We start from the raw sequence: 24,277 nt of genomic DNA, 5'->3' as shown, positions 1-24,277 counted from the left end.
GGGGCGGCAGCCGGGCGGAAGGCGGTGGAGAGGATGGCACTGCCCTTGGTCGTGGGCGTCGACGGCTCGGAGTCGAGCCTGACGGCGGTCGACTGGGCGGTGGCCGAGGCCGCCCGGCACGGCCTGCCGCTGAGGCTGGTGCACGCCTCCCTGTGGGAGCGGTACGAAGGCGGCGTCCCCGCGGACGGCGCGGAGCGCCCTTCGGAGCAGTTGATGGCGGAACACGTCGTAGGCTCCGCGGCCGAGCGGGCCCGGCGGCGCGACCCGGACGTGAAGGTGGTCACCGACATCCTCCCCGAGGACGCGGTCTCCGCCCTGCTGCGCGAGGGCCAAGACGCCTTCGCCCTGGTCACCGGCTCACGTGGGCGCGGTGAGCTGAGGGGACTGCTGCTGGGCTCGGTCGGCCTGGCCGTGGCGGGCCGCGCCTACTGTCCGGTGGTCGTGGTGCGCGGCGACCGGGCGGGGGTGGCCGGCACGCACGAGCGCATCCTGCTCGGCGCCGGTACCTCCGACAGTTGCGGCCGGGCCGCGGAGTTCGGGTTCCGCGAGGCCGAGGCGCGCGGCTGCGTCCTCGATGTCGTACGGGCCTGGCGCCGCCCCGCGGACGTCCTACGGCCCCGGCACCGCCGCACGCACGGGCGGACCGGAGGTGCGGCAGCCGATGCCGCACCGCCCGGCGGGCCCGAGGAGCGGGCCGCCGCCGTGCTGGAGGAACTGCTGCGCGAAGCGGCCGCCGGCCATCGCGCGGTCCGGGTGCGTCGAGCGACGGTGGAGGGGCCGGCGCACAAGGTGCTGGTGGAGCGCTCGGCCGCCGCGGACCTGGTGGTGGTGGGCGCGCGGCGGGCCGCGGGACACTTCGGTCTCCAGCTCGGCCGGACGGGTCACACCCTACTGCACCACGCCCAGTGCCCGGTGGCCGTCGTGCCGCAGCAGGTGTGACCGCGCGGTCGGAACCGCGGGGCCGCCCGTACCCGGCGGCCCCGCGCACGGAGCCGGCCCGTGATCAGCTCATGCCGACCCGGTCGTGCGTGGCCGGGTGGACCGTCTCGCCCTGCCCGGCTCGGGGCTCGTGCGGCCGCTGACCGCGCCGGTCGGGCCTTACCGGCCACCACATCCCGCGGCCGAGCAGGGCGGCGAGCGCCGGGACCAGCGCGATCGACAGCACGAACGCCGACAGCAGGATGCCGAGCGCCGTCGCGAAGCCGATCTGCTGGGTGGCCGGTGCCGGGTTCACCGAGAGGCTGCCGAAGGAGCCGGCGAGCACCAGCCCGGCGGTGGCCACCGCCGGGGCCGTGTGCCGTACGGCGCGGGCCACGGCGGGGCGGGCGGGACCCGGGCGTTCCATCTCCTCCCTGATCCGGTCGCTCATCAGGATGTTGTAGTCCGTGCCCAGTGCGACCACGAACAGGAAGAGCACCAGGGGGAGGGTGAAGCCGACTCCGGGCTCGCCCCGCAGGTGCTGGAAGACGAGGGCGGAGGCGCCGAGGGTGGCGGCGAAACCGAGGCCGACGGAGACCATCAGCACGGCGGGCGCCAGCAGGCTGCGCAGCAGCACCAGCAGGATCACCGCGATCAGCGCCGCGGCCACCGGGAAGACGAGCCGCAGGTCCTTGGAGACGGCGGTGGAGACGTCCGCGAAGATCGCCGCGGTGCCGCCGACATGGGCCTCGGCGCCCGCGGGAGTGTTCCGTCCGACCGCGTCCCGCACCGGTCCGGAGACCAGGTCACGCGCCCGCTGGCTCTGCGGGTCGGCTTCGAGGTAGAGGTCGATCCGGGCGGCGTCGCCGGTCTTGTCGAAGACGGCGCGGCCGACCTGGCCGACGCCCTCGGTACGGCGCAGTACCTGGACGAGGGAGTCGACGCCCCGCCGGTCGAGGGCGTCGCCGTTGCCGCTCGTGACGTAGACGCCGGTCGGGTCCGATATCCCGGCGGGCAGGGCCCGGGAGATCTCGGCGGCGGTGGCGGCGGCCGGGGTGTCGGACCCGCCGCCCGTGCCGAAGTCCATCCTCATGCCGATCGTCCCGGCGGCCATGGCGGCGAGCAGTGCGACCGCGCCCATCGTCACGGCGGCCGGACGCCGGGCGATCAAGTCGCCGAAGCGACCGGCCGAACCCTCGCGGGGTGCGTGCTTCAGGGCGCGCGACGGCCAGAACATCCCGCGGCCCGTGACCGCCAGCAGGGCGGGCATGAAGGTCAGACTGGCCAGCAGCATGACGAGGACGGAGACCGCGATGGCCGGGCCGAGCACCCGGAACTGGCCGAAACTGGCCAGACCGAGGGTGGCGAAGGCGGCGACGATGGTGAGCGCCGCCGAGGTGATGGCGGAACCCACGCGTCCGGTCACCTCGCCCGCCACTTCGCGGGCGTTCCGCCCGGGGTGCGCGCGCAGCCGCTCCCGGAAGCGGAACAGCAGGAAGAGGAAGTAGTCGATGCCGATGCCGAGGAGCACGACGCTGATCAGCGACGGGGTGGAGGGGTCGAGTTTGGTGCCGGTGAGCAGTGCCGCGCCGACCACGGCCCCGCCCGCCGCGCCGCCGATCAGAGCGACCGCGACCAGCGGCAGCAGCGCCGCCGCCAGGCTGCGGAACACCAGGACGTTCAGCAGGAGGATCAGGCCGAAGGTGAGGATCGAGGTCACCGTGCCGGTGGTCTTCTCGGCATCGGCGCTGTCGACCGTGTCGGCCAGTCCGCCGGTGAATCCGGTGCGCAGTCCTTCCTCCGCGTACGCGTGTTCCGCGCTGTCCCGGAACTTCCTGAAGACACCGTGCAGGCCGGGGTCGGTGGAGTTGCCGGACAGCCCGACCTGGAAGAGAACGAAAGCGCCGTGGGGTGCCGCTGTTCCGGGGCCTACGCGCGGCGTCTGCGAGTAGTCCTCGGTCAGGAAGTCCGGCTCGTCCTCGGACTTCGGCATCGTCACCCGCTGCCGGCCGAGCCCGGCGGCGGTGGCCCGCGCGCGCCGCTGGTCGGCGACGTCGAGCGGCTTCCCGTCGGACCGCTTCACCAGCATGGTCACCGAGTTGGCGTCCGGTTTGACGCCGAACTTCTCCTCGGCGATCTTCAGCGCGGCCGCGGAGTCGTACGTCCCGGGCAGGAAGCCGCCGATCCGGCTGTCGGTGACGCGGTACATCAACGGCTGGCTGAGTACGGTGAGCCCGATGCCCAGCAGTATCCAGAGGGTGATGACCTTCCATGGATGTCTCGTGGACAATCCGGTCAGGGCGCGAATCACGGGGGCTCCCGTTCGGTTCGGTCTCGGACAGTGCTCCTCAAGCTCATCAGCCGAATGCGCGGGGAACGTCCGAGCGCGGGATGAGAAGCGGCACGGGCCCGGGGGGCCGGGCGCCGCCCGGACCAGGACCGTGGTCCTGGTCGCGCCTCGGCCCCGGGTCGCATTCCGTGAGGGTGTGCCGCTGCCACAATGACGGCAGAACAGCGGACGCCCGGCGGGGCCGTCGAAGAAGCAGCAGCGAGAGGAAGACCATGCCGACGCCCCGAGGTCCCTGGCCGAAGCGTCGAGATCCCGGGCCGACCCGCCGGGGCCTCGGCCGGCTGTTCGGATCGCAGGGAGCCGCGGGGCTGGCGTGGACCCGCGAGGACGCCCTGGTCACCGTCGCCGCCGCCGTGGTGGACCTCATCGGTTACACGGTGGTCCCCGAACTCAGGGACGGGTCAGTCACGGCGGTCGGCCTGCTGCTTTCGGTGCTGTCCGCGCTGCCCCTGCTCTTCCGCCGGCGCCACCCGCTGCCGGTCATGGCGGCGGTCCTGGTGCTCGGCGCGGTGCTGAACCTGGCCGTGCCGGCGGAGCAGCACTTCGGCGCGGTGCTGACGGTGGCCCTGTACTCCACCGCCCGGGCCTGCCGCCCGGTGCCGACGGTGGCCGCGACCGCCGCGGCGGTGGCACTCTCCGTCTTCCACCGCAACTCCTCCGGGCTCACCTTCCTCGACGTGCTCCTGGCTTGTTTCGCCGCCGCTCTCGTCGTCATCGCGGCCCTCGTGGTCAACCGCTGGCAGCAGGAGACCGAGTCCAACCGCCGGCTCCTCGCCGAGCGCGCGGTGGCCGAGGAACGCAGGCGCATCGCACGGGAGCTGCACGACATCATCGCCCACCACATCACCACCATGCAGCTCATGGCGGGAGGCGCCCGGGCCAACCTCCGGAACCCCGGCGTCGCGCGCGAGGCACTGGTCACCCTGGAGGAGTCGGGGCGGCTGGCGCTGAGCGAGATGCGGCAACTCCTCGACGTACTGCGGGCGGACGACTACGCCGCACCGGGCCCGCGGGGAGTTCCGGAGGCCCCGCAGCCCGGCGTGGCGGACCTCGACCGCCTGGTGAAGGAGGCCCGGCAGGCCGGCCAGCCCACCGGCCTCACCGTCGACGGCGACCCCGGCCCGCTGCCCCCGGTCGTCGGTCTGACCGTCTACCGGATCGTCCAGGAGGCACTGACCAACGCCCGCAAGCACGCCGGGCCCACCGTCCCCACGGAGGTGCACCTGGCCTGTCTGCCGGGGCGGCTCACCGTCCGTGTCACCGACCGGGGCGCGTACGACGGCGCGGAGCCGGCCGGCGCACTCGGCGGCGGCAGCGGATACGGTCTGACCGGCATGCGCGAACGCGTCGCCCTGCACGGCGGCACCCTGGAGGCCGGGCCGTTGCCCGGCGGCGGCTTCCGGGTCGCGGCGAGCCTGCCGCTGGAACCGCCCGCGAACGAGAACGAGGAGAGCTGACCGGTGCCCGACGCCGTCGCCGAGTCCCGTGACCCCATCCGCGTGCTGATCGCCGACGATCAGCCGCTCGTCCGCCGCGGTCTGGCCCTCATCCTCGGGCCGGACCCGGCCGTCACCGTGGTCGCCGAGGCCGAGAACGGCGAACAGGCGGTCGCCCTGGCGCGCGAGCACCGTCCCGACGTGGTGGTGATGGACATCCGGATGCCGGTGCTGGACGGCGTGGCCGCCACCGAGCGGCTGGCGCGCGAACTGCCCGAGTGCCGGGTGCTCGCCCTCAGCACCTTCGACATGGACGAGTACGTGGTCTCCGCCCTGCGCGCGGGCGCCTGCGGCTTCCTGCCCAAGGACAGTTCACCCGAGGAACTGGTCGCCGCGATCCGTACCGTCCGCGCCGGCGAGGCCGTCGTCGCGCCGCGTCTGCTGACCCGGCTGATCTCCGCCTACGTCAGGAGCGAGCCGCCCGCGCCCCGGACCCGCAGGCAGCCCGCCGCGGAGCGGGCCGACGGCCTCACCCCGCGCGAGAGCGAGGTCTGGCGGCTGCTGGCCACCGGGCTCGACAACGGCGAGATCTCCCGGACGATGGAGATCAGCGTCTCCACCGTGAAGAACTACATCACCAGCATCTTCGACAAGCTCGGCGTCCGGGACCGGGCCCAGGCGGTCATCGCCGCCTACGAGTCCGGTCTGGTGGAAGCCCGGCAGCCGCCCAGGACGGACTGACCCCCCCGGAGTCGGCCCGCCCCGGCCAGTGCACCGGCCGGGCCTTCCACGCCCGCACCCTCGACCGGTTCGCCGCCGACCGCCGCCACCCCGCCCGCCTCGTCCCGCGCGGCGAGCTGACGGCGGCAGGCCGGCCGGCGCCGCTCCACGGGTGCGCCGGGCACCACGGTCCACGGGAGCCTCGCGGGCCCGCCGCACCGTGGGACCGGTGGGTGCGGCGAACCGGTTCCGGCAGGCACGGCGCCGGGCCGGACGGCCTCGCCCCGGAGCCGGAGCCGGAGCCGGAGCCGGGGCCCGGGACCCGGGCCCGCGGAAGCGTCCTACGGCCGTCCTACGGTTCCGAGGACCGGTCGGGTTTCCCGGAGAGGCGCTCGGTGCCGCGCGAGCCCGCGGGCACCTCAGTGGAATCGAGCGTCAGATCGCCGTACAGGTCCTCCAGCCAGCTCGACTGGTAGATGGTGTCCAGGTAGCGCTCCCCGAGGTCGGGGGCGATGGCCACCGCGGTGAGGTCGCGGTCCTCGTGCTCGGCCAGCCACTCCATCGCGCCGCTGACCACCGTCCCGGTGGAGCCGCCGAACAGGAAGCCGCGCCGGGCCAGCCGGTGGCAGGCGCGGATGGTGTCGGCCTCCTCCACGCGGACGACCTCGTCGACGAAGGACTCGTCGAGCAGCGGCGGGCGCATGCTCATGCCCAGCCCGGGAATCATCCGGCGGCCCGGCTCGCCGCCGAAGGCCACCGAACCGACGGTGTCCACCGCCACCACCCGTACCGGCCGGTGCCACTCGCGGAAGTAGCGCGCGCACCCCATCAGCGTCCCCGTGGTGCCCGCCCCCACGAACAGCACGTCGAGGCGAGGGAACTGGTGGGCGATCTCCGGCGCCGTCCTGCGGTAGTGCGCCCCCCAGTTGCCCGGGTTGGTGTACTGGCTGAGCCACACGTACCGGTCGTCGGAGGCGCACAGCGCGCGTACGTAGTCGATCCGGGCGCCGAGGAAACCGCCGTTGGCGTCCAGGTCGGAGATGATCTGGACCTCGCTGCCCAGGGCCTCCATCAGCAGTCTGGCCGACAGGTTGCAGCGCGAGTCCGTGACGCACAGGAACCGGTAGCCCCGGCTGGCCGCGATCATGCTGAGCGCGACGCCCAGGTTGCCGGAGGAGGACTCGATCAGGACCGAGTCCGGTGTCAGCAGTCCGTCCCTCTCCGCGGCCTCCACCATCTCTATCGCGGCCTTCAGCTTGATCGAGCCCGCGAAGTTGAAGCCCTCGCACTTCAGGTAGAGCGAGCGCCCGAAGATCGGCTGGAGGTCGACGTAGAGCCGGCCTTCGTTGAACGCGTCGGGGGCGGAGATGACGGGCACGCTAACCTCCTGATGCTCGGGCCGGATGAGCGGTTGATCAGCCGGAAGGACGATCAGCCGTACCGCCGCAGCTCGTGGAAGAAGTCGTCGATCACACGCAGCTCTCCGGCCCGGGCCACCTGGTCGTGGACGTATCCGCCGACGGCGAGGTCGAGGACCCCGAGGCCGAAGGGGGAGAAGACCACCGTCCGGTCGGCCGGCGCCCGCACCCGGCCGGACAGCACGTCCTCGAGGGTCCCGTCCAGGAAGTCCCGGCCGCCGGTGAGCTGTTCGGTGAGATGGGGCGAGGTGCCGGCCTTCAGGCAGTGCTCGACGTCGTCGACGAAGTTGGCCGAGGCGAGCAGTACCTCGGGAGCGAGATCGCGCAGCGACACGTGCAGGACCACGGGACGGTGGCCGAACCAGGCCGGATCGGTCACGTGCGGCTCACCGGCGACCGTCGCGAAGACCACCAGGTCGCTGGAGCGGATCAGCTCCTCGGGGCTGTCGTGCACGGTGACGTCCGCACCGCCGTCGGCGGTCCCGCCCCGGCGCAGGTAGCCGTGGAAGCCGGCCGCGCTGTCGGCGGACACGTCGTACACCCCGACACGGTCGAACTCCCAGCCGGTAGCGGCCAGATACGTGTGGATGTAGCGGGCGATCAGGCCGGTGCCGAAGAACCCGACACGCCTGGGGCGCGGCCGGCCGCGGCTGAGCCGGTCCGCGGCCAGCGCGGCCGATGCGGCCGTCCTGGTGGCGCTGATGACTGAGCTCTCCAGGCAGGCGAACGGGTAGCCGGTGTCGTGGTCGTTGAGGATCAGGACCGCCGAGGCCCGCGGCAGGCCGTCGGCGACGTTGTCCGGGAAGCTGGAGATCCACTTCAGTCCGTCCACGCCCACCGGCCCGCCGACCGAGGCCGGCAGCGCGATGATCCGGGACGAGGGCCGGTCGGGGAAGCGCAGGAAGTACGACGGCGGGTTCACCGTCTCACCCGCGCCGTGCAGCCGGTAGGTGGCCTCGACCAGTTCCACGATCTCCTTCTCGCGTCCCTGGAGCGCCTGCTGGACCTGGGCGCCGGGGATCACCGCGAAGGCCGGCACCCGGGCCGGACGGGCGGAGGGGGCGGCGCCGGTGGCGGGAGACGTCACGGAAGTCATCGACGGGTTCCCTCCGGTGTCGGCCGGCCTTCGGTCAGGAGCCGGGGTTCGGCCATGGCGACCAGTACCTCGCGTTCGCCGGTGAAGGGCTCCCTGGCGTGCGCGGTGCGGATGTTGTCGACCAGCATCAGGTCACCCGCCTGCCACGGCTCACGCCGGGTGTGCTTCTCGTAGGTGGAGTTGAGCAGCGTGACGACGTCCTCGCCGATCGGAGCGCCGTCCCCGTGCCGGGTGTTGAAGGGCAGCCCGTCCTCGCCGTACTCGTCCACCAGGTACTCGCGCACCTCCGGCGCCAGCGTCCACTGGTTCAGGAAGGCGACCTGGTTGAACCAGCAGCGGCGGCCGGTGACCGGGTGCCGTACGACGGCGGCGCGGCGCTGCGTGGTGCGCAGCGACCCGTCGGGCTGCCAGTCGAAGTCGATGGCGTGGGCCCGGCAGTAGTTCTCCACCGTCTCGCGGTCCTCGGAGCCGAACGACTCGACCAGGGACGCCCCGATCTCGTCGTTGTAGCTGCGGGTGAGGAGCCAGCCCTCCCGCTCGAACCGCTCGGTCAGCTCGGCGGGCAGGGCGCGCAGCACGTCCTCGCCGTCCGCGATCGCGGTCGCCCCGCCCTGCCCGGGCGCGGTGAGACAGGCGAAGAGCAGCAGCCCCGGGACCCGCTGGGCGTAGCTCAGTTCGTGGTGCATGCACATCGGCTGGTTGTCCGGCCAGGCCGTGGAGGAGTACAGGCCCGAGCCGTACGCCGTCCGGGGGGCGAACGCCTCGCGCTCGGCCATGAGTTCACCGGCCAGTGCGGTGAAGACGGCGCGCACCTGGTCCGGATCCCGCAGTCCCAGGCCGCGCACCAGCAGGGCGCCGTGCTCGGTGACCCGCGACCGCAGCGCCTCCTGGTGCGCGGCCGCCCAGCCGAGCGGGTCCGCCGTCGGCTCGACGCGCAGTATGGGAGGCCGGTCGGGTCGCGGCTCCACCTCCAGCAGTGACGCCGGGGACGAGAACGACATCGCGGTTTCCTTTCGTTCGGCAGCGGGTGAACGTGGTCAGGAGGTGGCCGGCAGTTCGACGGCGCACAGGACGGCCCGTGCCGCCTCGGCCGGCCTGGTGCGGGGGAAGTAGTGGCCTCCGTCGGGGAGTTCGTGCAGGTCCACGTGGTCGGCCAGGAGCCGCCAGTCCCGGTGCCGGTCCCGGAAACCGGCCGTGTGCGGGTCGTCGGCGGCGACGACCACGGTGACCGGCGCGGCCAGCTTCACCGCCGGCGCACCGTCCAGCAGACCGGCGAAGTAGCGGTGCGCGGACGCGCAGTCGTGGCGGTACGCGGCGCCGATGTGCTCGGCGTGCCGCGCGTTCAGCTCCGCCAGCTCGGTGTAGCCGCTGTCCGCGCTCAGCCGGGCGGCGATCCGGGCGTCGCTCAGCCCCGTCAACTCCGCCTCGGCGGCTCGCCGTTCGACCGCGGTACCGAGCAACTGCGCACCGATGAACACCCGCGCCACCGCCACCCCGCGCTCGGCCAGCGCGTGCGCCGTCGCCACGGCGAGCGCGGCGCCGGAGGAGTGGCCCCACAGCATGACCCGCGGCAGGCCGCGCCCGGCGATCTCGGCGGCGACCCGCTCGGCGACCCGCTCCATCGGGACGAACGGCTCCTCGGCCGCCGCCAGATCGTGGCCGGGCAGGTCGACGGCGTACACCGCCGGGCCGTTGCCCGCCAGGGCGCTCGCCATCGGCTGGAAGTTCACCGCGTTGCCGCCCGCGTACGGGAAGCACACCAGGGAGCACCGCGGCGCGGCCGCGGACCCGGACAGGGGTTGCAGCAGCTCGGGGCGCTGCCGGGCCGAGCCGTCCAGGAGCGCGGCGAGGTCGGCGAGCACCGGGTGGCGGGTGACGTCCTTCAGGGACACCGCCCGGTCCAGGGCGATGGTGAGCTTCACCGCCGACAGGGAGGTGCCGCCGCGGTCGAAGAAGTGGTCGCCGCGCCCGATCCGGTGGCGGGGGAGACCCAGCAGCTCCGCCCAGACGTCCGCCAGCCGCCGCTCGGCCGCGGTGCGCGGGGCGTGGTCGGGCCCGCCGTCGGCGGCGTCGGCGGCGGCCTCCGCCGCCTCCTCGGCCGACGCGGTCAGGGCCTTGCGGTCGATCTTGCCGTTGCCGGTCAGCGGCAGGGCGTCGCGCCAGTGGAACGCGGTGGGGACCATGTAGGAGGGCAGCGCGGCGCCCAACTCCCGCCGCAGTTCCTCGTCCTCGATGCGCCGGCCGGTGTGGAAGGCGATCAGGTGCGTGCTGCGGCCCGCGAGCCGGGCGACGACGACCGCGCCGTCGCGCACGCCCGGCACCCGCAGCAGAGTGTTCTCGATCTCCCCGATCTCGATCCGGAACCCGCGGATCTTGACCTGGCCGTCGCGGCGGCCCAGGAACTCCAGCTTGCCGCCCGGATGCCAGCGCCCCCAGTCGCCGCCCAGGTAGAGGCGTTCGCCCGGCCGGTACGGGTCCTGCCGGTACGCCTCACGGGTGCGTTCGGGGTCGTTGACGTAGCCGCGTCCCACGCACACCCCGGAGAACGCGATCAGTCCGGGGGCGCCCAGCGGCACCAGCGACAACCGCTCGTCGACGACCAGCACCCGGACATTGGCGACCGGACGGCCCAGCAGCACCCGGTCCGGGACCGAGTCCATCACCTCGTGGTTGGTGTCGTCCGACGTCTCGGTCAGTCCGTAGGCGTTCACCAGCCTGATCCCCGGCTCGATGGCGAACCAGCGCTGGACCAGTTCCCGCTTCAGCGCCTCGCCGGTCACCGACACACAGGTGAGGTGCGGCAGCTCACGCGGGCGCCGCTCCAGGTACGACACCACCACCTCCAGGTAGGAGGGCACCACCTGCGCCACCGAGACCCGGCCGGCCACCAGGGTGTCGACGAACCGCTCCACGTCCACGACCGCGTCCTGCTCCACCAGCAGCGTCCGCCCGCCCACCAGCAGCGCGGCCAGCAACTGCCACAGCGAGATGTCGAAACACTGCGGGGCGGTCTGCGCCACCACCGTCTCCGGCCCGATCCCCAGGTCGTCGATCTTGGCGTACAGATGGTTGAGCATGCCCGCGTGCTCGCACATCGCGCCCTTGGGCTCACCGGTGGATCCGGAGGTGAAGTAGATGTACGCCAACTGCTCGGGCGTCACCTCCACCCCGACGTCCCCGTCGGAATGCTCCTCCGCGTACGCCGCTTCGACCAGCAGCCTCTGAGCGCCCGACGGCAGCGTGGCGAGGGCCTGGTCCAGGGCGCCGGTGCTGCCGGGCTCGGTCAGCGCCAGCCGGCACCCGGCCCGCGACAACGTCGCCGCGATCCGGCCGGGCGGGAAGTGCGGCTCGATGGGCAGGTAGACGCCCCCGGCCTTGAACACCGCCAGCACCGAGGCCAGCCAGTCCAGGTTGCGTTCGGTGACCACCGCCACCACGCCCTCCCGGCCCAGGCCGCGCGCCAGCAGGGCACGCGCCAGCCGGTTGGCCCGCGCGTTCAGTTCCGCGTACGTCCACACGTCGTCGCCGTGCACCGCGGCCACCGCGTCCGGACGTTCCCGTACCCGCTGCTCGAACAGCTCGTGGGCCCGGGCCCGCGGCAGCTCCCGGTGCGCTCCCGCCAGTCCGTCGAGCTGTTCGCGCACCTCGTCGGCCGACAACAGGCCCTGCCGGGTGTGCTCGGCGTCCGCGTCGGCCGTCATCAGCCGCAGGGCGGTCAGGTGGTAACCGGCGATCCGGGCCGCCGCGCCGGCGTCCAGCGCGTCCGTGCGGTACCGCAGCCGCAGCGCCATGCGCCCGTCCGGGTCGCTCCAGCCCACGCTCAGCACGGCCTCCTCGGGCAGGGCGCCCAGGTCGCCGCGGCACTCCTCGCCGTCCCCGCTCCCGCCGAGGTCCTCCGCGTCCCCGGTGTCCTCGGCGCCCCCGGGGTCGAACACCACCTCGTACGACGGTTCCGTCAGTCCCAGTTCCCGGCGCAGCCCGTCGACGGGGAAGTCCCGGTGGCCCAGCAGGTCCGCCTCGACGCGCCGGGCGCTGCGCACCAGCCCGCGCCATGTCGGCGGCGCGACCGTCAGCCGGCACGGCAGCGGACCGCTCCGGCCCGCGGCGTGCCCGGTCACCACGTCCTGCTCACCGGAGAACGCGGCCAGCACCTTCGCGTGGGCCGCCAGCAGCACCGCGCTCACCGGCACACCGAGCTCCGCCGCCAGGGCGCGCACCGCCCGCGCCACCTCGGCCGGCACCGGCTCCGCGTGCCCGGCCACCCCGGGCGCGGGGAGCCGCGTCCACCGCGGGACCGCGGTGAAACCACCGGCGGTGAGCACATCGGCCCAGAAGTCCCTGTCCGCTGCCACGAGCGCTCCCATCGAACGACCCTTCCTCAGTTCGCCGTCGGCGCGGCGGGATTGCCGCCCCAGACCGCGTACTCGGGGACTTCCTCGCCCTTCATCAGGAAGGAGTCGGGTGCCAGCACCGCCTGGTCGCCCAGCCGAACGCCGTAGTGCACGTGCGCGCCGACCCCGAGGGTGACGCCGGCGCCGAGGGTGGTGTGGTCGGACTTGAAGGTGCCGTCCTCCTGCGAGTGGCACTGGATCTTGCTGCCGGCGTTCAGCGTGCAGTCGTCCCCGATGGCGGCGAGCGTCCGCTCCGTGATGTAGCAGCCGTCGTCGAAGACCCGCCGGCCGACGCGCACCCCCATCAGCCGCCACATCAGCGGCTTGAACGGCGTTCCGTTGAAGACCTCGAGGTACCGGTCCGGCACCTTCCACAGCCGCTCGTGCCACCAGAAGTACGGGTCGTAGATCGAGCACAGCCGGGGGCGCAGCGCGCGGAAGGAGGCGATCGTCCGCTCCACCAGCACGTAGTACAGGGCGGTGAAGACGAGGGTGAGGGCCAGATAGCCGGCGATCACCGCCTGCCCCAGCGTGCCGTACAGCTCGACGGAGGCGAGCCCGGCCGCCGTGAGCAGGACCGTGTGCAGCCAGCGCAGCAGCAGGTGCAGCGCCATCGAGCGGAGGTTGTAGCGGTTCTTCGCGGCGAGACGGCGGCGCAGTTCGTCGCCGGTGCGCAGATGGTCGAACCGTGAGTCGCGCTCCACCGTCCGGGGGATCTCGAAGGAGGGCGAGCCGAGCAGGCCCACGCCCTGGCGGATCTCGCCGTCCAGGGGAACCATCACCTTCGTCGCCAGCAGGCAGTTGTCACCGGTCCTGGCGCCCGCCGGATAGGCGATGTTGTTGCCGAGGAAGTTGCGGGCGCCGATGGACGCCCGGCTCACCCGGAAGGACGTACTGGAGAAGTCGGCGTTGAGCACGGACAGTCCGTCGGCCACCATCGTGCCGCTGCCCACGGAGACCAGGAACGGGGTCTCGTGCTGCACCTCGGTGCCGAAGTTCGAGCCCGTCTGCTCGACCCGGGACAGGTCGTACCCGAGGCCGCGCAGGTAGGGGACGATGTAGGAGCTGTCGCCGAAGAGCCAGGTGAAGAACCTGATGTTCGTCAGGCCCGCCACGGCGCGGTGCGCGGCGTAGTGGAAGCCGTAGAGCGGGTAGACCCGGTCGGGCCGGACGACCGCGCCCAGCAGACGCGGCACCGTGAACAGCCCGGCCAGGCCCACGACGACGGCGCCGAAGAAGAGCACACTGGCCACGATCAGCGTGTCGGTGAGGAGCTCCGCGGCCGTGGCGCCCCTCGTCCGGGTGTCCAGCCGCCCGCTGAGCGCGGGGACCTCCGCGAACACCATGTACACACCGCCGACCGTCAGCGGCAGGTAGAGGAGGAACAGTTGCAGCAGGGTCGCGACGGCGAAGCCGGCCCGGCGCGGTGTGCCGCAGCGGGCCGGTGGGACGCGCAGGTACTCGCACGCGGTGGGCTGGGCCGGGGAGCCGTGCCGGTGCTCCCCGGCCGGGATCTCCTGCCCCCGGTACAGGGCGGATGCGTGTCCGAGCTGAGCCCCGTCGCCCATCACGGTGTCGATGTCGAGCACCGTCTTCTCGCCGACGAAGACGTCCCGGCCGAGTGTGACCGGGCCGGTCTGGATGTGTCCGGCGTGCGCCCGGTAGCAGAGGAGGAACGAGTCCTTGCGGACCACCGTGCCGGAGCCGATGGTGAGCAGGTCGGTGCAGACCGGCACCGAGCGGGAGAGCATCGTGACGTCCTTGCCGATGCGCGCGCCGAGCGCCCGCAGATACATGACGTACAGCGGATTGCCGACGAACAGGATCATCGGGTTGGCGTGCAGCAGCGCCCGGACGATCCAGAAACGCAGGTAGGCCATGCTCCAGATCGGGAACTCCCCGGGTTTCCAGCGCCCGACGAGGATCCATTTGGCGGCGATCGGGAAGGCGCACACGGCGACGAACCCGACGCCGCCGCACAGGAGCGAGCGCAGATAGATCTCGGCGAGGCCCGACGCGGTGGCGACCCATTCGTAGGCCCGGGCGGTCGACAGTCCGAAGACGAGGGAATAGCCCAGGAAGACCAGCGCCTGGACGGTCCCGCAGAGCACGTGGTGCGCCTTGTCCGGCGGCGGGGCGGGCGCGGGCGACGTGGCCGGGTCCGGGGGCCGGGCCGTGGTGTCCTGGGGAGCGGGGGCGGTGTCCGTGAGCGCGGCGGCCAGGCCGCGGACGGTGGGGTACCGGTAGATGTCCTTCATCGACACGGACGGCAGATCCGGCCGTTTCCGCACCCGCGCGCAGAACTGGGCCATGACCAGGGAGTTGGCGCCGAGATCGGTGAAGAAGTTGCCTTCGGCGGGCACGTGTTCCGCCCGCACCACCTCGGCGAGGATTCCGGCGAGTGCCCGCTCGGTGTCCGCCGTCGCCGGTGCGGCGGCGTCGCGTCGGGCGATCGCGGAACCGTCCGTCCCGGGCATCAGGATGTCGGCAGACTTCTCCACCATGCGAACTCCCTGAGGAAAGGTCGAAGACCGTCGGCCAGCGGTGGCCGGTCCCCGAGACCGTGCGTCTTCACCTGATCACGAAGCCATGGATCAGTTTTGTGCGGTCGCGGCGGGGCTGCCACTCGGGTGCGTCCGTATGGAGTCCGCGGCCCGCGGCGACGCCGTAACGGGCGCCCGTCGGCCACCGGGTGTCACACCCGGCCGTCGGGGCCGGCCGAGTGGCCGCCGCCGGTCCCGGCGCGCAGACTGAGCAGTGCGCGGGGCCGCGGCCGGTCGGTGGCGCGGGGCCGCCGAGAGCAGGGCTGTGCCGGCTCGTCCGGCGGACCGTTCGTCGAAGGGCCGACATGGCAGTGGAGATCCCGCCCCTGATCAAGCCCTCCCGGCTCAGAAGCCGGGGCGGGCTGTGGGGTGAGTGTCTGGCGGAGTTCCTGGGGACCCTGGTCCTCATCGCCTTCGGCGCCGGCTCGGTGGCCATGACCGTCGCGGCGCTGCCCGGCTCGGGCCGCACCGAGGGGCCCACCACCTTCTTCCTGGGCGCCGGCGACTGGCTGCTGATCGGCTGGGGCTGGGCGTTCGCCGTGGCCTTCGGCGTGTACGTGGCCGGCGGTGTCAGCGGGGCGCACATCAACCCGGCGGTGACGCTGGCGTTCGCCGTGCGGCGCGGGTTCCCGTGGGCGAAGGTGGTTCCGTACTGGATCGCGCAGTTGGTGGGCGCCTTCGCCGGAGCGGCGCTGGTCTACGGCGTGTACCACGACGCGATCAACACGTTCGACGCCGCGATGAAGGGGCCGAAGACGAACGGGCACACCGTTGCGTCGTTCTCCATCTTCGCGACCTTCCCGGCGCCCTACTTCCACGGCGGCTACTGGGGTCCGCTCGTGGACCAGATCGTCGGCACCGCCTTCCTGGTCATGCTGATCGCGGCCGTCGTCGACCTGCGCAACACCGCCGTGAAGGCCAACCTCGGACCACTGGTGATCGGGTTCGTCGTCGCCGCCATCGGCATCTCCTTCGGCGCGAACGCCGGATACGCCATCAACCCGGCCCGCGACTTCGGCCCGCGGCTGTTCACCTTCGCCGCGGGCTGGGGAGAACTGGCGCTGCCGGGCTCTCTGGCCGGTGCGTTCAGCGACTACTGGTGGATCCCCGTCGTCGGACCGCTCGTCGGCGGCGTGGTCGGGGTGCTGGTGTACGACCTGTTCATCGGCGACGTCCTGCACATCCGCGCCCAGAAGGCCGAACCGCCCGAGGCCGGACGCACCCGGGCGGTCAGCACCGCGGACGACGAGTAGCCGCCGGCCCGGCGCCCGCGGCGGCCTCGCGGGGCAGCGCCGCGGGCGGGCCGTCACGCCTGCCCGACGGCCCGCCGGGGCGTGCCCGGTGGGCCGCTCCGGGTCTTCGGGCCGGCTCGCGGTCAGCCGTGGTACTTGATGTACCCGTTGCCGTCCCGGTCGTCGCGGGACTTGGTGTAGGAGTGGACGTCGGCCCGGGCGCCCGAGGGCTTGTAGAGGTAGATGGTGTCCTTGTCGTTGTTCCAGATGAAGTTGCAGTTCTGGCGGTAGACGACGTTCTTGGCGTCGGAGTCCGTTCCCCTGCCGCCGCGCAGGTTCACGTAGTCGCCCGGCTCGAGGTAGTGGTTGGACCGGAACGTGAAGCGGTTGCCGGTGGCGTCCTTGACGACGTAGCCCTTGAGGTTGACGGTCGTGCGGGAGTAGTTCTTGACCGTCAGGTACTCGTCCTTGGTGTTGCCCTTGGTGCAGCTGTTGGAGTCCCGCCCCGGGGCGTCGTACTGGACGCCCTTGATCTTCAGGGCGGAGGAGTACTCGGTGGCCTGGGCCGGCGCGGCGGCGACGACGGCGACCGCGGCCGCCGTGGCGCCGGCGGCCAGCACGGAACGTATACGCATGAGGTTCCCCCCTCGGTGATGCGGACGAAGCGCCAGGAGCTTACACAACACGTGCGCGACACGTGACGGCGAGGTGCGGAAAACGTGAAGTCGCCCCGCGCCGGGCCGACATGTGGCAGTGACCGGGCCCCCGGCCCGACGGCCGCCGCGCCCCGTGCCCAGCGCGCCACGGTCGGCCCTCGCGACCGCGCGCGGCCGTCGCCGGGTTCCACCGGGTGCTCGCACCGGCGGCACGTGTGCCCGCTCCCGCGCCCGCCACGGGTTCACCGCCGGCACACGTCGGCGCTGCGTCAGGAGGTGGTGAGGACCATGCGGAAGCGGGCGGAGCCGGACAGCATTCTCCGGTACGCCTCGTCGGCCTGGTCCAGCGGCGTCACCTCGGTCATCGGCCGGATGCCGTGCAGGACGCTGAAGGCCATGGTGTCCTGGACGTCCTGCGCGGTGCCGGACGGATGACCGCGCACGGTCCGGCCGCTCGTGATGAGCTGAAGCGGGCTGATCCCCAGCGGGTCGGGCGCCGCCCCGATCACCACCAGCTCGCCGCGGTGCGTCAGCCCGTCCACCGTGGCCGTGATGGCGTTGGAACTCCCGGCCGTGGCCAGCACGACCTTGGCCCCGCCGAGCGACAGCAGGGCCTCGGCGACGGAGGTGTCCGCCGTGCTGTCGACGTAGTGGTGGGCGCCGAGCTCCTGGGCGAACTCGGCCTTGCCGGGGCCCCGCGCGATCGCCACGGTCTCGAATCCCATGGCGACCGCGTACCGCACCCCCAGGTGCCCCAGCCCGCCGATGCCCAGCACCGCCACCAGGTCGCCCGGCGCCGCGGCGCTGCGCCGCAGCCCGTTGAACACGGTCACGCCCGCGCAGGCCATGGGGCCCGCGTCGCTCGCCGTCAGGTCCTCGGGGATCCGGGCCAGCGCGTCGACCGGCGCGATGGCCCGCTCGGCGAACCCGCCGTCGTACGCCCACCCGGGTACCTTGAGGTTCCGGCACACCACGAAGTCGCCCTGCCGGCACGCGGTGCAGTGGCCGCAGCTGCCGCCGAACCAGCCGACCGCCACCCGGTCGCCCACCTGCCAGCCGTGTTCGGCCGCCCCGTCGCCGAGCGCGTCGATCCGGCCGGCGATCTCGTGCCCGGGGACCACGGGGAAGCTGACTCCGGGCACCGCCGCGTCCACGAAGAAGGTGTCGCTGTGACAGATCCCGCACGCCTCCACGGCGATCCGCACATGGCCGGGGCCCGGCTCCGGGGCCTCACGCTCGGTGATCTCGAACGGACCACCGGCGGTGGTCACCTGTGCGACGGTGTAGGTGCTCATCCGGGCCTCCCGTGGCGGATACGACGCCCCCGGCACCCAGCACACCAGCTCCGGGCCGATCGCGCGCGCCGAGCCCGGGCCGCCCCGCGGCCCGGCGCCCGCCTTCCCTCCCGCCCGTTCAAAGCACCGGCCCGTCCGCTCGGAGCACCGGCCCGTCCGCTCGGAGCGCCGGTGCCGGAGCGGCCCGCGGTTGCGGCCCGTGCGCTCAGCCCGCGCGATCGCCGTGCGGCACACCGGTCCGGTCCGCCGCGCCCCGTGGGCCGGACCGCCCGGCGCGGGACCGGCTCAGCACCACCCGCTGCACGAGGTCGTCGGCGGCCTCCGGCCAGTGCGGGTGATCGAACGCGAAGCCCGCCTCGAGCAGCCGGCCGGGTACGACACGCCGGCTCTTCAGCAGCAGTTCGGTGTCCGAGCGCAGCACGAAGGCGCCGATCCCGGCCATCCACCCGGTCGCCGGCAGGCCGAACGGCACACCCCGGGCGGCCCGCAGCGCCCGCATGAGCGCTCGCTGCGGCAGCGGGGCAGGCGAGGCCAGGTTCACCGGCCCGGCGATGTCCTCGCGGTCCATCAGGAACGTCACCGCCCGGACGAAGTCCCGGTCGTGGATCCAGGACACGTACTGCGCGCCGCCCGCGACCGGACCGCCCAGACCGAGCCGGACGAGGCCCAGCAGCACGTCGAGGACGCCGCCCCGGTCGGGGCTCATCACCATGGCCGAGCGCAGGGCGACCTTGCGGGTGTGCGGGGTCCGGGCCCGTTCCTGCTCGCGTTCCCAGGCCTTGGCGATGTCGACGCTGTAGGACCAGTAGTCCGGCACACCCGGTTCCGAGCCGCCGATGATCCCGTCGCGTTCGTCGTTCGGCGCGTCGAAACGGTGGGCGTAGATCGTCGCGGTGCTCATCTGGAGCCAGACGCGGGGCGGCCGCGCGGCGGTGGCGATCGCCTCGCCCACCACCCGGGCCGAGTCCACCCGCGAGTCCATCATCTCCCGCAGATGGACGGGCGTGTAACGGCAGCTGACGCTGCGTCCGGCCAGGTTCACCACCACGTCGCTGCCGTCGATCTCCTCCGCCCACGGGCCCATGGTCCGCCCGTCCCACAGGACCTGCCGCGGGTGCGCCGGCCGCCGGCTCAGCACAACGACCTGGTGTCCGGCGGCGGTCAGCGCGCGCTCCAGGATCGAACCCACCTGCCCGGTGCCGCCGGGCAGCACGATCTTCATCGGACGTCGTCCCCCCTCTGTCGGACCGTCGACGGAGACGACTCTAGCGCACTATTTGAACGCGTTCAAAAAACAGGCGTGACCGCTCCGTCGCTGTCCGTGCGGACGGCGTCCCGTCGGTCCGGGCGGGCGGCGGTCCGGGCGGACACCGGGGCGATCGCTCGCGTCTCCGCCCGGTCGGCCGGTCACCCGGGTATGGGACGCACGGTGAGGATCTGCTCGGCCCGGCCGACCGGACCGTGCACGTCGTGCAGGACCGTGCTGGTCAGACCCTGGCCGGTCGGACCGAAGACGACCGTGGTGTCCAGGCCGGTCCAGCGGCCCTCCGGCCGGCGGTGCAGATGGACGGTCAGGTCGACATTGGGAAACATCCACTCGGTGGGCGACCGGCGCACGGCGATGCCGTTGGCGGTGTCGACCAGGGCGAGGTAGGAGGCGACAGGGCCGCAGTCCTCGCCGGCGACCAGGTGGAGCGGGGTGGACACCCAGGCGGTGGTGCGGCCCGGTCGCGGCGGCGCGACCGGGCGGACGTCCAGGGAGGCGATGAAGCCGCCGGGCCAGAGGTCGGCCATCGGCCACGGCGCGAGCTGCTCGGGCGGGGCGAGCCCGCCGTCCGCGCCCCCGGCGACGGCGGCCGTGTCCAGGCCGGCGAGGAGCCAGGCGCGGGCCCGGACCACCGGGCGGTCGGCGATGCGCACCACCGCCTCCAGCAGTTCGATGGTGCGTCCGGGGCGGACGGTCTCCACCTGGATCTCGCACTCGTCCAGCGCCAGCCGGCCCAGGATGTCGTAGCTGATCCGGGACAGGAGCAGCCCGCTGGGCGGACGCTCGGCGAGATGCCGGTCGATGGCGTGGGCGACCAGGCCGCCCAGCGGGCTGAAGTGCAGCTCGTTCTCGTCCCACGCGCCGCTCGCGTGGGCGGTGGGCTTGAAACGGTGCTCGTCGGTGCGCACGTAGTAGCTTTCGGGGACCGGACCGCCGGTGTGCAACGGTGTCTCTCCTCGGGTTCTTCCCAATCTCCGGACTCTCCGGACGGTCCACAGGGTAGGGAGCGGCACACGCCACGACCCAGGGAGGGGCCTCGGTGGAACTGCGCAACGTCACGCCCGACGACGTCGGCCACTACGTCCGCATGCGGTGCGACCCGGTCATGATGACCGGCCTCGGGGGACCGCTGCCGGCCGACGGCATGGCGGACAAGGTGCGCCGGGACGCCGCGGCGGCGGCCGCCGACACCGCCTGGATCAAGATGATCGTCCCCGATCCCGGCGCGCCCGAGGTGGTGGCCGGGTCGGTGACCATCTGGTCCCACGACACCGACGACGGTCCCCTGTCGGAGATCGGCTGGATGGTGCTGCCCGGGTTCCAGGGACGGGGTCTGGGCAAGCTGGCGGCCCGCAGGCTGCTCGAACAGGCCCGGGACGAGGACCGCTGGGGTGTGGTGCACGCGTTCCCGGCGACCGGCAACGCGGCCTCGAACGGCATCTGCCGCTCCCTGGGCTTCCGCTTCCTGGGTGAGCGCGACGTGCCGTTCGCGGACCGGGTGCTGCGCGGCAACCACTGGGCCATCGCCCCCCGCACCGACCTCGCCCCCGGATGAGCCACCGTGTACGAGTCACCCCCGCAAGGGCCTCCCGGACGAGCCACCCCGGCCCGTGCGCCCGCGGTGCCCGGCGCGGCGCGCCACCACCTTCCCCGGCCGCGCCGCGGCCGACGCGCCGGTGGGGCGCGTCCGGTGAACGCGTGGACGCCGGCGCCGGCCGGCGCCCCCGCGGCGGCCCGGGAGACCGCCGGTCGCGCGTCGACGGCCTCAGCCGGCGAGCACCTCCGCCCACCGGCTCGTCCCGCCCGGGCCCGTCCGCATGCCGCACCGGGCCGACAGCGCGGTCACGATGCCCAGACCACGGCCGTGCTCGTCCGGGTCCGGCGCCGCGGCCGGTCCCGGCGGGGCGGCGGGCCCCAGGTCGCTCACCTCGACGTGGACGGCTCCGTGTCCGTCGACCGCCGCCCGCCACAGCCGCAGTGTCGCCGGCGGCCGGGCGTGCACCAACGCGTTGGTGACCAGCTCCGAGACCACCAGGAGAACGTCGTCGGCGGCGCCGGCGGGCAGGTTCCAGCCGCCGAGGACGGCGCGCACGCGACGGCGCACGGACGGCACGGCCCCCGGCGTGTGCGGCAGCGGGAAGGCGTGGCCGGCGTGGCCGGCCTCCCCGCGGGGCGTGACGTCGAGCTGCGCTGAGGTCATGTGGCCTCCTTCCTCCGGACGGCGCCGGCGGCCTGGGGCCGGGCGCGAAGGGAACGCTAGGGAACGTACACGGGACGGGTCAATGAATCGCGGTCGGCATTGCCGAACGCCAGTCCTGATCGGGGCAAATGGGGCTAATATCGCTCCATGGCCGGACCCGTCCAGTCCATCGAGCGAGCGGCGGCGATCCTGCGCCTGCTCGCCGGCGGCCCCCGCAGGCTCGGGCTCGGCGAGGTGGCGTCCTCCCTCGGGCTGGCCAAGGGCACCGCCCACGGGATCCTGCGCACCCTGCAACACGTCGACTTCGTCGAGCAGGACGAGGCCACCGGGAAGTACCAGCTCGGAGCGGCCCTGCTCCACCTGGGCACCAGCTACCTCGACGTCAACGAACTGCGTTCGCGCTCCATCAACTGGGCCGACGCGCTGGCCGCCCGCAGCGGCGAGGCCGTCCGGCTGGGCACCCCCCTGGAGGGCCAGGTCCTCATCGTCCACCACGTCTTCCGGCCGGACGACACCCTGCAGACCCTGGACGTGGGAGCGCTGCTGCCACTGCACGCCTCCTCGCTGGGCAAGGTGCTGCTGGCCTTCGGGGCCGCGACCCTCGACCCGCTGCCCGACGGGGGCCTGGCCGCGTACACACGTCACACCCTGGTGGTCCCCGACGACCTGAACCGGGCGCTGGCCGAGATCCGCGAGCTCGGCTGGGGAGCGGAGGTGCAGGAGATGAGCATGGGTGTCGCCGGGATCGCCGCGCCGATCCGCGGGCACGGCGGCCTGGTGGTGGGCGCCGTCTGCCTGTCCGGCCCGGTCGAGCGGATCTGCGACACCAGGAGCCGGCCGCTGCCCGCGCTGACCGCCCTGCTCAGGGAGGCCGCGCGGGCGATCTCCCGGGACCTGGGAGCGGCCCGCTGGTAGGTCCCCGCCGGCCCGGCAGGCCCCCCACCCGCGCGACGCACCGGAAGGCAGGCCCGATCATGGTTGACCGGTATGTGATGTCCATCGACCAGGGCACCACGTCCACGCGATGCATCCTCTTCGACCATCGCGGGCGGCTGTGCTCGGTCGCCCAGCGGGAGCACCAGCAGCACTTCCCGCGGCCCGGCTGGGTCGAGCACGACGCCCTGGAGATCTGGCGCAACGTGCGGCGCGTCGTGCCCGAGGCACTGGCCTCGGCCGGCGTGGACTCCGGGCAGATCGCGGCCATCGGCATCGCCAACCAGCGGGAGACGACGGTGCTCTGGGACCGGCGGACCGGGACCCCGCTGGGCCGGGCCGTCGTCTGGCAGGACACCCGAACCGCACCGATGGTCGACGCGCTCCGCGACCGCCCCGGGGACGAGTTCTTCCTGGACCGCTGCGGGCTGCCCCCCTCCACCTACTTCTCCGCGCCCCGGATCCGCTGGCTGTTCGAGAACACGCCGGGCCTGGAACAGCGCGCCCAGGACGGCGAGGTGCTGTTCGGCACGATGGAGAGCTGGCTGATCTGGAACCTCACCGGCGGCACCGACGGAGGACTGCACATCACCGACCCCACCAACGCCGGCCGCACCATGCTCGTCAACATCCGCACCCTGACCTGGGACCCGGAACTGCTCGACTTCTTCGGCGTGCCGCGCGGGCTGCTGCCCGAGATCCGCTCCTCCGCCGAGAGCTACGGCGAGGCCCGGGCGCTGCTCCCGGGCGTCCGCATCACCGCCGCCCTGGGCGACCAGCAGGCGGCCCTGTTCGGCCAGACCTGCTTCTCGCCCGGCGAGGCCAAGTGCACCTACGGCACCGGCAGCTTCCTGCTGATGAACACCGGGACCGAGCTGGTCCGCTCCCGGCACGGGCTGCTCACCACCGTCGCCTACAAGATCGCAAGCCAGCCGACGGTCTACGCGCTCGAGGGCCCGATGGCCGTCACCGGCTCGCTGGTCCAGTGGTTCCGCGACCGGCTCGGCGTGATCAGCTCCGCGCCCGAGATCGAGACCCTGGCCCGCACGGTGGAGGACAACGGCGGCTGCTACATCGTCCCCGCCTTCTCCGGCCTGTTCGCCCCGCACTGGCGCAGTGACGCCCGCGGTGTCGTCGTGGGCCTCACCTCCTACATCACCAAGGGGCACCTGGCCCGGGCCGTGCTGGAGGCCACCGCCTGGCAGACCCGGGAGGTCGTCGACGCCGTCAACGCCGACTCCGGCCTCGCCCTCCGGCAGCTCAAGGTGGACGGCGGCATGACCTCGGACAACCTGCTCATGCAGATGCTGGCCGACGTGCTGGACGTACCCGTCGTGAGGCCGCTGGTGGCCGAGACGGTCTCCCTGGGCGCCGCCTACGCCGCCGGTCTCGCCGTCGGCTACTGGCCGGACCTGGAGGTGCTGCGCCGCAACTGGCACCGGGCCGCCCAGTGGCTGCCGGACATGGACCCCGAACGGCGCGCGTGGGAGTACGAGAGCTGGCAGCGGGCCGTGGAACGGTCCCTGGGCTGGGTCCGCCCGCGCGACGACGCGCACTGACGCCCGCCGAACGAGCGGATCCTGGCCCGACGGGGCATCGGTCCCCTCCCGGTGGTTACCCACCATCCGTGGGGTTCGGAAGTGAGCCCCCCGGGCTCTCCGCGCCGTTGCACGCGGGGGGCCCGCTGCGATGCCGTCCCGGACGGCGCCGGGGTCCGCCGGTCTCCGGCCGCGCTTCATCCGACCGTTTTCCGTTCTTCACCCCCGCGTCTCCCGCCGAACCCGGCCCCCGGCGCATGCTTGACCACCGCTCCCGCACCGCG

General features: G+C 73.4%; 18 protein-coding genes. 7 read left to right on the top strand and 11 right to left on the bottom strand.

What is annotated here, in order from left to right; genetic code table 11:
* The first annotated feature begins 33 nt into the window (after positions 1-33).
* A complete protein-coding gene (locus ACF061_RS22565; RefSeq protein WP_392268727.1) occupies positions 34-939 on the top strand; it encodes a universal stress protein in 906 nt (301 codons plus the stop codon).
* A gap of 64 nt (positions 940-1,003) precedes the next feature.
* Here ACF061_RS22565 and ACF061_RS22560 read toward each other — a convergent pair whose 3' ends face one another.
* Positions 1,004-3,229: an MMPL family transporter gene (locus ACF061_RS22560; protein ID WP_392268726.1), complete on the bottom strand. Its 2,226-nt coding sequence runs from the start codon at positions 3,227-3,229 to the stop codon at positions 1,004-1,006.
* A gap of 251 nt (positions 3,230-3,480) precedes the next feature.
* Between ACF061_RS22560 and ACF061_RS22555 the strand changes: the two genes are divergently transcribed.
* Both ACF061_RS22555 and ACF061_RS22550 read left to right on the top strand, forming a co-directional pair.
* Entirely contained in the window at positions 3,481-4,725 is a 1,245-nt protein-coding gene (locus ACF061_RS22555; RefSeq protein ID WP_392268725.1) for a sensor histidine kinase, read from the top strand.
* A 3-nt stretch (positions 4,726-4,728) separates the two neighbouring features.
* Complete coding sequence (locus ACF061_RS22550; RefSeq protein WP_392268724.1) at positions 4,729-5,445, top strand: response regulator; 717 nt, start codon at positions 4,729-4,731, stop codon at positions 5,443-5,445.
* A gap of 331 nt (positions 5,446-5,776) precedes the next feature.
* Here the strand turns inward: ACF061_RS22550 and sbnA are convergent, their stop codons facing one another.
* The 5 genes from sbnA to ACF061_RS22525 are packed head-to-tail and all read right to left on the bottom strand — an operon-like array spanning position 5,777 to position 14,833.
* Positions 5,777-6,802 carry a 2,3-diaminopropionate biosynthesis protein SbnA gene (gene sbnA, locus ACF061_RS22545; RefSeq protein WP_392268723.1) on the bottom strand — a complete coding sequence of 342 codons (1,026 nt, stop codon included), beginning with the start codon at positions 6,800-6,802 and terminating at the stop codon, positions 5,777-5,779.
* Between the two features lie 53 nt (positions 6,803-6,855).
* Positions 6,856-7,938: a 2,3-diaminopropionate biosynthesis protein SbnB gene (gene sbnB, locus ACF061_RS22540; protein WP_392268722.1), complete on the bottom strand. Its 1,083-nt coding sequence runs from the start codon at positions 7,936-7,938 to the stop codon at positions 6,856-6,858.
* Positions 7,935-8,939 (bottom strand): TauD/TfdA family dioxygenase, encoded by a 1,005-nt coding sequence (locus ACF061_RS22535; protein WP_392268721.1) that lies wholly within the window; start codon positions 8,937-8,939, stop codon positions 7,935-7,937. Before ACF061_RS22535 ends, sbnB begins: the two co-directional genes overlap by 4 nt.
* A 36-nt stretch (positions 8,940-8,975) precedes the next feature.
* Positions 8,976-12,302, bottom strand: a complete 3,327-nt coding sequence (locus tag ACF061_RS22530; protein ID WP_392268720.1) for an amino acid adenylation domain-containing protein — start codon at positions 12,300-12,302, stop codon at positions 8,976-8,978.
* 14 nt (positions 12,303-12,316) lie between these two features.
* Positions 12,317-14,833 carry a Pls/PosA family non-ribosomal peptide synthetase gene (locus ACF061_RS22525; RefSeq protein WP_392268719.1) on the bottom strand — a complete coding sequence of 839 codons (2,517 nt, stop codon included), beginning with the start codon at positions 14,831-14,833 and terminating at the stop codon, positions 12,317-12,319.
* Positions 14,834-15,177: 344 nt separating this feature from the next.
* Between ACF061_RS22525 and ACF061_RS22520 the strand changes: the two genes are divergently transcribed.
* Positions 15,178-16,125: an MIP/aquaporin family protein gene (locus ACF061_RS22520; RefSeq protein WP_392268718.1), complete on the top strand. Its 948-nt coding sequence runs from the start codon at positions 15,178-15,180 to the stop codon at positions 16,123-16,125.
* A gap of 122 nt (positions 16,126-16,247) precedes the next feature.
* On the opposite strand, the gene ACF061_RS22515 is transcribed toward ACF061_RS22520, so the two are convergent.
* The 4 genes from ACF061_RS22515 to ACF061_RS22500 form a co-directional block, all read right to left on the bottom strand.
* On the bottom strand, positions 16,248-16,739 hold the full coding sequence (locus tag ACF061_RS22515) for a lamin tail domain-containing protein (protein WP_392268717.1): 492 nt from the start codon (positions 16,737-16,739) through the stop codon (positions 16,248-16,250).
* A gap of 290 nt (positions 16,740-17,029) precedes the next feature.
* On the bottom strand, positions 17,030-18,055 hold the full coding sequence (locus tag ACF061_RS22510; protein ID WP_392268716.1) for an alcohol dehydrogenase: 1,026 nt from the start codon (positions 18,053-18,055) through the stop codon (positions 17,030-17,032).
* A gap of 205 nt (positions 18,056-18,260) precedes the next feature.
* Positions 18,261-19,277, bottom strand: a complete 1,017-nt coding sequence (locus ACF061_RS22505; protein WP_392268715.1) for a TIGR01777 family oxidoreductase — start codon at positions 19,275-19,277, stop codon at positions 18,261-18,263.
* A gap of 185 nt (positions 19,278-19,462) precedes the next feature.
* Entirely contained in the window at positions 19,463-20,266 is an 804-nt protein-coding gene (locus ACF061_RS22500; protein WP_392268714.1) for a thioesterase family protein, read from the bottom strand.
* Between the two features lie 95 nt (positions 20,267-20,361).
* Here ACF061_RS22500 and ACF061_RS22495 point away from each other — a divergent pair, with 95 nt between their 5' ends.
* Entirely contained in the window at positions 20,362-20,877 is a 516-nt protein-coding gene (locus tag ACF061_RS22495; protein WP_392268713.1) for a GNAT family N-acetyltransferase, read from the top strand.
* Between the two features lie 210 nt (positions 20,878-21,087).
* Here the strand turns inward: ACF061_RS22495 and ACF061_RS22490 are convergent, their stop codons facing one another.
* Positions 21,088-21,522, bottom strand: coding sequence for an ATP-binding protein (locus ACF061_RS22490; protein WP_392268712.1), 435 nt, complete (start codon positions 21,520-21,522; stop codon positions 21,088-21,090).
* A 147-nt stretch (positions 21,523-21,669) separates the two neighbouring features.
* On the opposite strand from ACF061_RS22490, the gene ACF061_RS22485 reads away from it, so the two are divergent.
* Positions 21,670-22,437 carry an IclR family transcriptional regulator gene (locus ACF061_RS22485; RefSeq protein ID WP_392268711.1) on the top strand — a complete coding sequence of 256 codons (768 nt, stop codon included), beginning with the start codon at positions 21,670-21,672 and terminating at the stop codon, positions 22,435-22,437.
* A gap of 59 nt (positions 22,438-22,496) precedes the next feature.
* A complete protein-coding gene (gene glpK, locus ACF061_RS22480; RefSeq protein ID WP_392268710.1) occupies positions 22,497-24,014 on the top strand; it encodes a glycerol kinase GlpK in 1,518 nt (505 codons plus the stop codon).
* The last annotated feature ends 263 nt before the right edge of the window (positions 24,015-24,277 follow it).

This window comes from Streptomyces sp. NPDC015220, from assembly GCF_043079345.1.
GTDB lineage: Bacteria > Actinomycetota > Actinomycetes > Streptomycetales > Streptomycetaceae > Streptomyces.
The sequence above is the reverse complement of the archived record's forward strand: the minus strand, read 5'-3'. Positions and strand labels throughout refer to the sequence as shown.

Bases quoted from the DNA above. Each gene is read 5' to 3' on its own strand.
- ACF061_RS22565 (WP_392268727.1), top strand. From the start codon at position 34: ATGGCACTGCCCTTGGTCGTGGGCGTCGACGGCTCGGAGTCGAGCCTG.
- ACF061_RS22555 (WP_392268725.1), top strand. From the start codon at position 3,481: ATGCCGACGCCCCGAGGTCCCTGGCCGAAGCGTCGAGATCCCGGGCCG.
- sbnB (WP_392268722.1), bottom strand. From the start codon at position 7,938: ATGACTTCCGTGACGTCTCCCGCCACCGGCGCCGCCCCCTCCGCCCGT.
- ACF061_RS22535 (WP_392268721.1), bottom strand. From the start codon at position 8,939: ATGTCGTTCTCGTCCCCGGCGTCACTGCTGGAGGTGGAGCCGCGACCC.
- ACF061_RS22530 (WP_392268720.1), bottom strand. From the start codon at position 12,302: ATGGGAGCGCTCGTGGCAGCGGACAGGGACTTCTGGGCCGATGTGCTC.
- ACF061_RS22525 (WP_392268719.1), bottom strand. From the start codon at position 14,833: ATGGTGGAGAAGTCTGCCGACATCCTGATGCCCGGGACGGACGGTTCC.
- ACF061_RS22520 (WP_392268718.1), top strand. From the start codon at position 15,178: ATGGCAGTGGAGATCCCGCCCCTGATCAAGCCCTCCCGGCTCAGAAGC.
- ACF061_RS22515 (WP_392268717.1), bottom strand. From the start codon at position 16,739: ATGCGTATACGTTCCGTGCTGGCCGCCGGCGCCACGGCGGCCGCGGTC.
- ACF061_RS22510 (WP_392268716.1), bottom strand. From the start codon at position 18,055: ATGAGCACCTACACCGTCGCACAGGTGACCACCGCCGGTGGTCCGTTC.
- ACF061_RS22505 (WP_392268715.1), bottom strand. From the start codon at position 19,277: ATGAAGATCGTGCTGCCCGGCGGCACCGGGCAGGTGGGTTCGATCCTG.
- ACF061_RS22490 (WP_392268712.1), bottom strand. From the start codon at position 21,522: ATGACCTCAGCGCAGCTCGACGTCACGCCCCGCGGGGAGGCCGGCCAC.
- ACF061_RS22485 (WP_392268711.1), top strand. From the start codon at position 21,670: ATGGCCGGACCCGTCCAGTCCATCGAGCGAGCGGCGGCGATCCTGCGC.
- glpK (WP_392268710.1), top strand. From the start codon at position 22,497: ATGGTTGACCGGTATGTGATGTCCATCGACCAGGGCACCACGTCCACG.